Here is an 11139-nt window from a genome sequence, read left to right on the forward strand (position 1 = left end):
CGTCCCCACCCCGAATCCATGCCCCACAGAGACACTACGCCGATAGGGATCGCAACTCCAAGGTGGTAATTTGCAACTTTCTCGATATGAAACTTTTCCCATTCGGAGCGCTTTCAACACCCCCCGATTTGACAGCGGGGGCCTCACCACCCATGTTCGGGGCGAAACGGCCGACCCGAGTCCTTTCGTTTTCGGCCCGAGATTTTCCCGTAAGCCACTGGAACTAAATGAATATCGTCATTGTGGAGTCGCCGGCGAAAGCCAAGACGATCAACAAATATCTGGGCTCGTCCTACGAGGTTCTGGCCTCGTTCGGCCATGTCCGCGATCTCCCGGCGAAGAACGGTTCCGTCGATCCCGACGCCAATTTCAAGATGATCTGGGAGGTCGACCCCAAGGCGGCCGGCCGGCTCAACGATATCGCCAAATCCCTGAAGGGCGCCGACCGCCTGATTCTGGCGACCGACCCTGATCGCGAGGGCGAGGCCATCTCCTGGCACGTGCTGGAGGTGATGAAGGAGAAGCGCGCGCTGAAGGATCAGAAGATCGAGCGCGTGGTGTTCAACGCCATCACCAAGCAGGCCGTCACGGACGCGATGAAGCATCCGCGCGAGATCGACGGCGCGCTGGTCGACGCTTACATGGCGCGCCGCGCGCTGGACTATCTGGTCGGCTTCACCCTCTCCCCCGTGCTGTGGCGCAAGCTGCCCGGCGCCCGCTCGGCCGGCCGCGTGCAGTCGGTGGCGCTCCGCCTCGTCTGCGACCGCGAGCTCGAGATCGAGAAGTTCGTGCCGCGCGAATACTGGTCGCTGATCGCGACCCTGCTCACCCCGCGCGGCGACGCCTTCGAGGCCCGCCTCGTCGGCGCCGACGGCAAGAAGATCCAGCGTCTCGACATCGGCACCGGCGCGGAAGCCGAAGACTTCAAGAAGGCGCTTGAGCTTGCGAACTACGCGGTCACCGCGGTCGACGCCAAGCCGGCCCGGCGCAATCCGCAGGCGCCCTTCACCACCTCGACGCTGCAGCAGGAAGCCAGCCGCAAATACGGCTTTGCGCCGGCTCACACCATGCGCATCGCCCAACGCCTCTATGAAGGCATCGACATCGGCGGCGAGACCACCGGACTCATTACTTATATGCGTACCGACGGCGTGCAGATCGCCCCCGAGGCGATCACCCAGGCGCGCAAGGTGATCGGCGAGGATTACGGCAACGCCTACGTGCCGGACGCGCCGCGCCAGTACCAGGCCAAGGCCAAGAACGCCCAGGAAGCGCACGAAGCGATCCGCCCGACCGACCTCTCCCGCCGCCCCGCCAGCATGAGCCGCAAGCTCGATGCCGATCAGGCCCGGCTCTATGAGCTGATCTGGAAGCGCACCATCGCCAGCCAGATGGAGGCGGCCGAGCTCGAGCGCACCACCGTCGACATCACCGCGAAGGCCGGCGGCCGGACGCTGGAGCTGCGCGCCACCGGTCAGGTCGTCAAGTTCGACGGCTTCCTCGCACTCTATCAGGAAGGCCGCGACGACGAGGAGGACGAGGATTCCCGCCGCCTGCCCGCGATGAGCCCGAACGACGCGCTGAAGCGGCAGTCGCTGTCCGTCACCCAGCACTTCACCGAGCCGCCGCCGCGCTTCTCGGAAGCTTCGCTGGTCAAGCGCATGGAAGAGCTCGGCATCGGCCGGCCCTCGACCTATGCCTCGATCCTCCAGGTGCTGAAGGACCGCGGCTACGTCAAGCTGGAGAAGAAGCGTCTGCACGGCGAGGACAAGGGCCGTGTCGTGGTCGCCTTCCTTGAAAGCTTCTTTGCCCGCTACGTCGAATACGATTTCACCGCCGGCCTCGAAGAGCAGCTCGACCGCATCTCCAATAACGAGATCTCCTGGCAGCAGGTTCTGAAGGACTTCTGGACTGGCTTCATCGGCGCCGTCGATGACATCAAGGATCTGCGCGTGGCGCAGGTGCTCGACGTGCTCGACGACATGCTGGGCCAGCACATCTATCCGCCGCGCGCGGATGGCGGCGACATCAGGCAGTGCCCGAACTGCGGCACCGGCCGACTGAATCTGAAGGCCGGCAAGTTCGGCGCCTTCGTCGGCTGCTCGAACTATCCGGAATGCCGCTACACCCGTCAGCTCGCCGCCGACGGCGAGGCGACCGCCGACCGTTCGCTCGGCCAGGACCCCGATACGGGTCGCGATGTCTGGGTCAAGGCCGGCCGCTTCGGCCCCTACATCCAGCTCGGCGAGCAGAAGGATTATGAGGAAGGCGAGAAGCCGAAGCGCGCGGGCATCCCCAAGGGCACCTCGCCCAGCGATGTCGATCTCGAGCTTGCGCTGAAGCTGCTGTCGCTGCCGCGCGAGATCGGCAAGCATCCGGAGACCGGCCAGCCCATCACGGCGGGCCTCGGCCGCTTCGGGCCGTTCGTGAAGCACGAGAAGACTTATGCGAGCTTAGAGGCCGGCGACGAGGTCTTCGACATCGGCCTCAACCGCGCGGTGACGCTGATCGCGGAGAAGGTCGCCAAGGGCCCGAGCCGCCGCTTCGGCGCCGATCCCGGCAAGGCCATCGGCGATCATCCGACGCTCGGCACCGTCACCGTGAAGAGCGGCCGCTACGGCGCCTATGTCACCGCCGGCGGCGTCAACGCCACGATCCCGGCCGAGTTCGAGAAGGACGCCATCACGCTGCCGCAGGCGATCGCGCTGATCGACGAGCGCGCGGCCAAGGGCGGCGGCAAGGCCAAGGCGAAGAAGGCTGCAAAGCCCGCCAAGGCCAAGAAGGCTGCGGAAAAGGCCGACGGCGAGGATGCCGCGCCAAAACCGAAGAAACCGGCCGCGAAGAAAGCCGCGGCCAAATCCAAATCCGAATCCACCAGCAAGGCGCGCGCCGCCGTGTCGTCGACCGCAAAGACGTCGCCGACCAAGGCCGCCGCCACCAAGGCTCCGGCCAAGAAGAGTGCCGGCAAGACTTAAGTGAAGAATTAGAGGTTAAGTGAAACCAAAGAAAGACCGTGGCTTTCCCGACAGGCAAGCCATCGTCGCCTTCATCAAGGCAAATCCAGGAAAGGTCGGGACCCGCGAAATTGCGCGCGAGTTCGGCCTGAAGAACGCCGATCGCGTCGAGCTCAAGCGCATGCTGCGCGAGCTCGCCGACGACGGGACCATCAAGAAGAAGCGCCACAAGATGTCGGAGCCGGACGCGCTGCCGCCGACGCTGGTCGCCGACATCACCGGCCGTGACCGCGACGGCGAATTGATCGCCACTCCCACCGAATGGGACGAGGTCGAGAGCGGCGAGCCGCCAAAGATCCTCATCGAGATGCCACGCCGGCCCAAGCCCGGCACCGCCGCCGGCGTACGCGACCGCGTGCTGCTGCGCGTCGAGCGCTCCGAGGAGACCGAAGGACCGGCTTATCGCGGCCGCATCATCAAGGTCTTCGACAAGACCAAGACCCGCATCCTCGGCGTGTTCCGCAGCCTTCCCGAAGGCGGTGGACGGCTCGTCCCCGTGGACAAGAAGTCCGCCGATCGCGAGTTGAACATCGCCCCGGCCGATGCGCACGGCGCGCAGGACGGCGACCTCGTCAGCGTCGACATCGTCCGCACGCGCAGCTTTGGCCTCGCTTCGGGACGGGTCAAGGAGAAGCTTGGCTCGGTCAAGTCGGAGAAGGCGATCAGCCTGATCGCGATCTACGCCCACGACATCCCCCTGCAGTTCTCCTCCGCCGCCGAGCGCGAGGCGGAAGCCGCAGAGCCGGCGAACCTGAAGGGCCGCGAGGACTGGCGCGACGTGCCGCTCGTCACCATCGATCCGCCGGATGCAAAAGATCACGACGACGCGGTGCATGCGCAAGCCGACGAGGATCCCAACAACAAGGGCGGATTCATCGTCAACGTCGCCATCGCCGACGTCAGCTTCTACGTCCGGCCGGGCACCGCGCTCGACCGCGACGCGCTCGACCGCGGCAACTCGGTCTATTTCCCCGACCGCGTCGTGCCGATGCTGCCCGAGCGCATCTCCAACAATCTCTGCTCGCTGGTGCCGGGCGAGCCCCGCGGCGCGCTCGCGGTGCGCATGGTGCTCGGCCCCGACGGCCGCAAGCGCTCGCACAGTTTTCATCGCATCCTGATGCGCTCGGCCGCAAAGCTGAGCTACGCGCAGGCGCAGGCCGCGATCGACGGACGGCCTGATGACACCACCGGCCCCCTGCTCGATCCGATCCTCAAGCCCCTCTACGCCGCCTATGCCTGCGCCAAGCGCGCAAGAGACGAGCGCGATCCGCTCAATCTCGATCTGCCCGAGCGCAAGATCCTCTTGAAGAGCGACGGCACGGTCGACCGCGTCGTCGTGCCCGAGCGTCTCGACGCGCATAAGCTGATCGAGGAGTTCATGATCCTCGCCAACGTCGCGGCAGCCGAGATGCTGGAGAAGAGGTCGCTGCCGCTGATCTACCGCGTGCATGACGAGCCGACGCTGGAGAAGGTCCACGCGCTCGCGGAATTCCTGGAGACGCTGGACGTCCCCTTCGCCAAATCAGGCGCGCTGCGCCCGACGACGTTCAACCGCGTGCTGGCCCAGCTCGAAGGCCATGACTACTATCCGCTGGTCAGCGAGGTCGTGCTGCGCGCCCAGGCGCAGGCGGAATATTCCTCGGAGAATTACGGCCATTTCGGCCTGAACCTGCGCCGCTACGCCCATTTCACTTCGCCGATCCGCCGCTATGCCGACCTCGTCGTGCACCGCGCGCTGGTCCGTGCGCTCGGCCTTGGCGAAGGCGCCCTGCCCGACAGCGAGACGCCGGAAACCTTAAGCGAGGTCGCCGCGCATATTTCGCTGACCGAGCGCCGCGCGATGAAGGCGGAGCGCGAGACGGTCGACCGCCTGATCGCCCATCATCTCGCCGACCGCATCGGCGCGAGCTTCCAGGGCCGCGTCTCCGGCGTCACCCGCGCCGGGCTGTTCGTCAAGCTGAGCGAGACCGGCGCCGACGGACTGATCCCGATCAGATCCCTCGGCACGGAATATTTCAACTATGACGAGAGCCGTCACGCCCTGGTCGGTACGCGCAGCGGCACCATGTATCAGCTTGGCGACGTCGTCGACGTCCGCCTGATCGAAGCCGCCCCCATCGCGGGCGCGCTGCGCTTCGAGCTGCTGTCGTCCTCCAGCGAGACTGCGCCGCGGGACCGCAGGCGGCCCGGTCAACAACGCCGCCCCTCGATCAAAGCCCATCCCGGCCGCAGTCCGGAGAGAAAACGCAAGCCGGAGAAGCAAAAGTCCGGCAAGGGGAAGAAGGGCAAGAACAAGGGAAAAGGTAAGGGCAAGAAGGGCAAGGCGTGGTGACGATGAGCACGGCCCCAAAGATCTGGACGCGCGAGACTGGCCTCGTCGAGAAGCGCGACGTCTGGTCGGCGATGAAACGCGGCTTTCGCGGCCGCTGCCCGCGCTGCGGCGAGGGCAAGCTGTTCCGTGCCTTCCTGAAGACCGCCGACAATTGCGCCAAATGTGGCCTCGATTTCACGCCGCACCGCGCCGACGATCTGCCCGCCTATCTCGTCATCGTCATCGTCGGCCACATCGTGGTGCCCGCGATTCTCTGGATCGAGACCAATTACACCACGCCGGTCTGGCTCAGCTTCGCGGCCTATCTGCCCTTCACGTTCTTTGCCTCGCTCGGCCTGCTGCAGCCGGTCAAGGGCGCCGTGGTCGGCTTGCAATGGGCTCTGCGCATGCACGGCTTTGACGAGAACCCTCCGGATGGTATTCCGCCGGTCTAAGCAATAAGCAAAAAAACGGTTTGGGTGAGGACATGACGGATATTTCGCAGGGTGAAGAAAAGGCCAAGATCCACGAAGGCAAGGAAGCCGACCACCATCCCTATTTCCGCCCGAAGGATGCCGCGACCCTGATCCTGGTCGATCGCAGCGGCGCGATCCCGAAGGTCCTGGTCGGCAAGCGCCACGACAAGGTGGTGTTCATGCCCGGCAAATTCGTCTTCCCCGGCGGCCGTGTCGACAAGGACGACTACCGCGTGCCGGTTGCAGCGCCCATCACCGCGGAGCTGGAAGCAAATCTCGCCAAGGGCAGCCCGAAGACCCCGGCCTCGCGCGCAAAATCGCTGGCGATCGCTGCGATCCGCGAGGCCTGCGAGGAGACCGGCCTCTGTCTCGGCCGCAACGCGGAGGGCAAGGCCAGGCTCGAAGGTCCGTGGAAGCCGTTTGCGGATGCAGGCCTGCTGCCCGACCCCTCCAGCCTGTTCCTGATCGCGCGCGCGATCACCCCGCCTGGCCGCGTCAAGCGGTTCGACACCCGCTTCTTCACCGCCGATGCCTCCGCCATCACCCACCGGGTCGAGGGCGTGATCCACGCCGATGCCGAGCTGGTCGAGCTGGTCTGGGTCGAGCTCGGCTCGAAACCGCTCGCCGATCTGCATCCGATGACGCGCAACGTGCTCAACGAGCTCGACACCCGCCTTGCCACCGGCCCGCTCCGCCACGACGCGCCGGTGCCGTTCTTCCATTTCTACGGCGGCAAGATGCAGAAAGACATTCTGGGCTGATCCAGCCGCCAGAGCTCTCCAGGCCTGCTCACGCGATCAGCAAACTCAGCGCGGCACCTCTGAAGGCCCGGTCTTCGCGGCCACCTTGTCCGTGGCCGATCGCCCAATGCCGGGGCCACGCCAGCTGGTCCAGCCCTCGCGACGTCGCAGAGGTGAAGGACGACCAGCGCGGAGAATCGTGATGGCGGTAGAGGAGACCGCCGGGGCCCATATCCGGATAGATCGCGACGTGAATATCGAAGCGGTCGCCTGCCGGAAGATCGGGTCCGAACCAATAGGTCGGGCTGCGTCCCGGCTCACGACCAACGATGGCTGTCAGAGTTTGCCTCGGTCCCCGAAGCCCAAGCCAGAACGGCGCGATCGAACCAGGCGCGAAAGCCGTGAAAATCGTCTGCGCCGATGCGACGTCGGTCGCAGCACTTTGTCCCACCAGTCTCAGCTCGATCCTATCTCCGCTCTCCACACGTCGGCTGAACGGCGCTTCGGCTTCCCCGAGCGGCAGCTCCCTCCACCGGGCGGGATCAGGATCGCACAGCGGCCATTCCAACTTCTCCCTGACGGCACCGTCGGTATCGAGCACCTGGTAACGCAGGCCTTCCTCGTCGAGCGCAGCTTGGATGCAATGCAGATACTCGACGCCTTCCGGCATCCTGTGAGCCGTTCCCGCGCCCGCAGTGCAAATCTGGAGGACACCGCGATGCGCCTGCACGTCGAAGGCGAGGATGTGGCTGCACAGATAGGCAAGCACGTTTTCATTCACCAGGATGTCCCAGAACGGGCGAGCGTATTCGTGGCCGATCTCGCGCTGATATGTCCCTGTAAAGCCGTTGATCGGAAACACCGGATGATGACCAAGGACGAGCTTGTGCCGGGCATCACCATGCTCCCTGAGCGTTGCCTCCAGCCACGCCAGCTCGACATGGCCCTCACCGCCAAGGCCACTCCAGAGCGTGTTGACGAACACCATCAGGAGATCGCCGCGCCTCACGAAGTATGACAGACCGGCTTGCCCCGGCGGCCCATTGTCCGGCAGGTCCAGCACTGCGCGAAACACCGCCTCGCTCATCAAATCATAGGTCGTGTGATTGCCGGTCGTATGCCACATCGGAATGGCCGCACGGTCGAGCCATGCCATTTCCGTATCCAGCCAATAGCGCCACTGCGCACGCAGCGCGTCCGGATCCGGCGTCAGTCCGATGATTTCATCGCCCGGAAAGAGAACAAAGTCAGGCTGCGGTCTCAGGCGTTGAACGACTGCGTTGACCGAGGCGAAGGTCTTTTCGTGCAGGGCACCGGGCACGCCCGAGCACGAGTCGCCATACAACAGAAATTGGTGGCCCTTGCCGCGCGGCAGAAGCGCGGGAATGGGATTATTCGCAGAGGTCATGGCCTTCCATCGCGGTGTTTGGCCGCGAAGATGGCAATTTCCGGAACGTGTCGCAACCAGGCTTGATCAGCTCGCGTCCGGCTCGGTGCCGACATAGTCGCGCGCCGGCAATTTCAGGACACGGCCGATCTCGCCGGCGAGCCTGTCCGCCTCCTCACGCCGGGTAAAACTCACCAGCGTGATCGGTTCGGTGCCCTTGTTGCCGCACAGATTGACGTCGTAGGCCGTGAGCTCCGGATCATAGTCCTCGGTGATGCTGATGAAGTGGTAGTCGCCGAGATTGCGGTGCATGCGAAAATTCAGCGGGCCGAACTGCCGGGTGATGACGATCTGGCGCAGCGCCTCGTTGAGCACGACGAAGGTGCGGAAGGTGAGCAGGATCAGGCCGGGAATTCCGACGAGCAGCCCGTGCCCCGTGAACACCAGCACCGGCACGAGGTCGTCGGCGAGCCGGCCAAACCCGGAAAAATCCTGGCGCAGGCCGAGTGCGACATTCCACAGGAGATAACCGCTCGCGCCGAGCAGCGGCAGCGACAACAGCCGGCCGACCCAGGGCATGGGCCGGTCGATGCGGACCATGCTGCCATCCACTGTCATTGCGCCGGCCATTGAAGTCTCCTCACGGGGTCATGGCTTGGTCGGGCTGAGCGGCGGATTGGTTCGATGGCCCCTCCCCGTCATTCCAGGCACGCGCAGCGCGAGCCCGGAATGACGCGATTGTGCTGAGCGCGTCGCGAAAAACAAAAAATTCTTCTCAGCCATCCCAATGGCAGAGTTCCTCCGCGTCCCTATGTCTTTGCGAACGACACCCAGAACGGATACGGGGCGATGGCACAACGGCAACTCAAGCTTGGCGCATTCATGCGCCCGATCAGCATCCACACCGGCGCCTGGCGCTATCCCGGGGCCTGGCCCGACGCCAATTTCAACTTCTCGCACATCAAGCAGCTGATCCAAAAGCTCGAGGCCGGCAAGTTCGACGCCTTCTTCATGGCCGATCACCTCGCCGTGCTGAACATGCCGATCAATGCGCTCAAGCGCAGCCACACCGTGACCTCGTTCGAGCCGTTCACGCTGCTGTCGGCGCTCTCGGCCGTCACCGAGCGGATCGGCCTGATCGCGACCGGCTCGACCACCTTCGATGAGCCCTATCACGTCGCGCGCCGCTTCGCCTCGCTCGACCATCTCAGCGGCGGGCGCGCGGGCTGGAATATCGTCACCACCTCGAACCCGGACGCCGCGCTGAATTTCGGCCTCGACGACCACATGGAGCACGCCGAGCGCTACAAGCGCGCCCGCGAGTTCTACGACGTCGTCACGGGCCTGTGGGATTCCTTCGCCGACGATGCTTTCGTGCGCGACGTCGAGAGCGGGCTGTTCTTCGACCCTTCGAAGATGCACACCCTCGACCACAACGGCAAATATCTGAAGGTGCGCGGGCCCCTCAACATCGCCCGCCCCGTGCAGGGCTGGCCAGTGATCGTGCAGGCGGGCGCATCGGAAGACGGCAGGCAGCTCGCAGCCGAGACCGCCGAAGCCGTGTTCACCGGCGGCGGCAGCCTCGCCGACGGGCAGAAGCTTTACGCCGACATCAAGGGCCGCATGGAGAAGGTCGGCCGCGACCCCGAGCATCTGAAAATTCTTCCCGGCGCTTTCGTCGTGGTCGGCGACAGCGTCGACGAGGCCAAGGAGAAGCGCGCCCTTCTCGACAGCCGCGTGCATTACGACAGCGCCATCGCCTCGCTGTCCGTCATCCTCGGCACCGACGCCTCCGGCTTTGATCCGGATGGACAATTGCCGGAGATTCCGGAGACCAACGCCAGCAAGAGCGGCCGCCAGCGCATGGTCGACCTCGCCAAGCGCGACAAGCTCACCGTGCGCCAGCTCGCCCAGCGCGTCGGCGGCTATGGCGGGCTCGCCTTCGTCGGCACCGCCAAAACCATCGCCGACCAGATGGAGGAATGGCTGGTCGGGCGCGGCTCCGACGGCTTCAACATCATGTTCCCGTTCCTGCCCGCCGGCCTCGACGATTTCGTCGACAAGGTGGTCCCGGAGCTGCAGAAGCGCGGGATTTTCCGCAAAGAGTATGAAGGGGCCACTTTGAGGGAGAATCTGGGCCTTCCCCGGCCGAAAAACCGGTTCTTTGAGGGGTAATCGGCCCGATTTGAGTGGTTTCTGCCCCCTAAAACCTTGACATCAGACGGTTTCTGGCTAGGTTGCCGGCCAACGCGGGCCGTTTGGCCGGCTCCAGATTCCCCAATTTTCTGAGGTTCAGAACATGGCCAAAGCGGTCACCATCAAGGTCAAGCTCGTGTCCTCGGCCGACACCGGCTTCTACTACGTCGCCAAGAAGAATTCGCGCACCATGACCGACAAGCTGGTCAAGAAGAAGTACGACCCGGTCGCGCGCAAGCACGTCGAATTCCGCGAAGCCAAGATCAAGTAAGAAGATCAAGTAAGATCGCGGGATACTTACGGACTTTTGACGGGGCCTCACGGCCCCGTTTTTATTTTGGCCGCTCTCCATCGCAGCACGAGCTCCTCAGGGGTGACGGCGAGACCCTGCCCTGCGTCATGGGCACGCGCGCCGAGTTGCCCTCTGCCGCCGTCAACGACGATGCGACAGTTCAAATCAGCAAGTCATGCGCCGCATGTCCATTAGCAGGATGCAAGCCGCTATTGCCGTGATTGGGCGCGTGGTCGTCCAGCGCACTGGAAGTTATGTGGAGGATGGTCTCGAGAGCCTTTTGCTGACCGGGCGGCACGTGCAGATCGAGCAGAGTGTCGAGCACTTGAGGCACGACGACCGCGACGGGCGTGGAAGAAGTTGCCGCGCTATCGAAGCGGAACACCAGGTCTAGATTCGCGCTGCCGGTCTCGGGCGCAGCCTGAGCAGGCTGTGCGGCTTCTGATGCGATCGCAGCAAATTGCCCCACCTGCTGCGCGTTTCCGTGGCCGGCGTTATCGCCGCTAGCGACGCTCGGTTCGACAGTCCCGGCTGCGTCCGGCGCGTTCGCAGAGGTTGACTGTGAATCGTGCCCCGAATTGCCGTGCTCCACGGCCGCTTCTGCCGTCTTCTTGTCGTTGCCGCCGCCGTTGCTCGGTGCGGAGTCAGCTTCAGCCAGCTCTGTGGCATCTGCAGTTGCAGACCCCGGCTTCGAAGCGTGATCCGAGTTGCCGTGGCTCGCGC

8 protein-coding genes and 1 pseudogene are annotated in these 11139 nt (G+C 64.6%); 6 read left to right on the top strand and 3 right to left on the bottom strand.

Translation table 11 applies throughout. The annotated features are described in order from the left end of the window. Positions 1-227: 227 nt before the first annotated feature. From topA to IQ16_RS41150, 4 genes are read left to right on the top strand one after another with little or no spacing between them, the layout of a single operon-like run. A complete protein-coding gene (gene topA, locus IQ16_RS41135; protein ID WP_018644533.1) occupies positions 228-2975 on the top strand; it encodes a type I DNA topoisomerase in 2748 nt (915 codons plus the stop codon). Positions 2976-2994: 19 nt separating this feature from the next. Further along, on the top strand, positions 2995-5346 hold the full coding sequence (rnr, locus tag IQ16_RS41140; RefSeq protein WP_018644532.1) for a ribonuclease R: 2352 nt from the start codon (positions 2995-2997) through the stop codon (positions 5344-5346). Next, positions 5340-5780 carry a DUF983 domain-containing protein gene (locus IQ16_RS41145; RefSeq protein ID WP_018644531.1) on the top strand — a complete coding sequence of 147 codons (441 nt, stop codon included), beginning with the start codon at positions 5340-5342 and terminating at the stop codon, positions 5778-5780. The genes rnr and IQ16_RS41145 overlap by 7 nt, the downstream gene beginning before the upstream one ends. A gap of 32 nt (positions 5781-5812) precedes the next feature. After that, positions 5813-6562 (top strand): NUDIX hydrolase, encoded by a 750-nt coding sequence (locus tag IQ16_RS41150; RefSeq protein ID WP_018644530.1) that lies wholly within the window; start codon positions 5813-5815, stop codon positions 6560-6562. 28 nt (positions 6563-6590) lie between these two features. Here IQ16_RS41150 and IQ16_RS41155 read toward each other — a convergent pair whose 3' ends face one another. Both IQ16_RS41155 and IQ16_RS41160 read right to left on the bottom strand, forming a co-directional pair. Next, on the bottom strand, positions 6591-7949 hold the full coding sequence (locus IQ16_RS41155; protein ID WP_018644529.1) for a metallophosphoesterase family protein: 1359 nt from the start codon (positions 7947-7949) through the stop codon (positions 6591-6593). A gap of 66 nt (positions 7950-8015) precedes the next feature. Further along, complete coding sequence (locus IQ16_RS41160) at positions 8016-8558, bottom strand: hypothetical protein (RefSeq protein ID WP_018644528.1); 543 nt, start codon at positions 8556-8558, stop codon at positions 8016-8018. 219 nt (positions 8559-8777) lie between these two features. Here IQ16_RS41160 and IQ16_RS41165 point away from each other — a divergent pair, with 219 nt between their 5' ends. Together IQ16_RS41165 and rpmG are read left to right on the top strand one after the other, a co-directional pair. Continuing rightward, positions 8778-10103, top strand: a complete 1326-nt coding sequence (locus IQ16_RS41165; RefSeq protein ID WP_018644527.1) for an LLM class flavin-dependent oxidoreductase — start codon at positions 8778-8780, stop codon at positions 10101-10103. Between the two features lie 124 nt (positions 10104-10227). Continuing rightward, positions 10228-10395 (top strand): 50S ribosomal protein L33, encoded by a 168-nt coding sequence (rpmG, locus tag IQ16_RS41170; protein ID WP_007603295.1) that lies wholly within the window; start codon positions 10228-10230, stop codon positions 10393-10395. 181 nt (positions 10396-10576) lie between these two features. Here rpmG and IQ16_RS45395 read toward each other — a convergent pair. Continuing rightward, a pseudogene (locus IQ16_RS45395) lies at positions 10577-11139 on the bottom strand (LuxR C-terminal-related transcriptional regulator); the annotation flags it as partial.

Source organism: Bradyrhizobium huanghuaihaiense (assembly GCF_007830635.1).
Taxonomy (GTDB): Bacteria; Pseudomonadota; Alphaproteobacteria; order Rhizobiales; family Xanthobacteraceae; genus Bradyrhizobium; species Bradyrhizobium huanghuaihaiense.

What these genes read in the sequence shown, in the direction of transcription:
- topA (WP_018644533.1), top strand. Translation starts at nt 228, where the DNA reads ATGAATATCGTCATTGTGGAGTCGCCGGCGAAAGCCAAGACGATCAAC.
- IQ16_RS41150 (WP_018644530.1), top strand. Translation starts at nt 5,813, where the DNA reads ATGACGGATATTTCGCAGGGTGAAGAAAAGGCCAAGATCCACGAAGGC.
- IQ16_RS41155 (WP_018644529.1), bottom strand. Translation starts at nt 7,949, where the DNA reads ATGACCTCTGCGAATAATCCCATTCCCGCGCTTCTGCCGCGCGGCAAG.
- IQ16_RS41160 (WP_018644528.1), bottom strand. Translation starts at nt 8,558, where the DNA reads ATGGCCGGCGCAATGACAGTGGATGGCAGCATGGTCCGCATCGACCGG.
- IQ16_RS41165 (WP_018644527.1), top strand. Translation starts at nt 8,778, where the DNA reads ATGGCACAACGGCAACTCAAGCTTGGCGCATTCATGCGCCCGATCAGC.
- rpmG (WP_007603295.1), top strand. Translation starts at nt 10,228, where the DNA reads ATGGCCAAAGCGGTCACCATCAAGGTCAAGCTCGTGTCCTCGGCCGAC.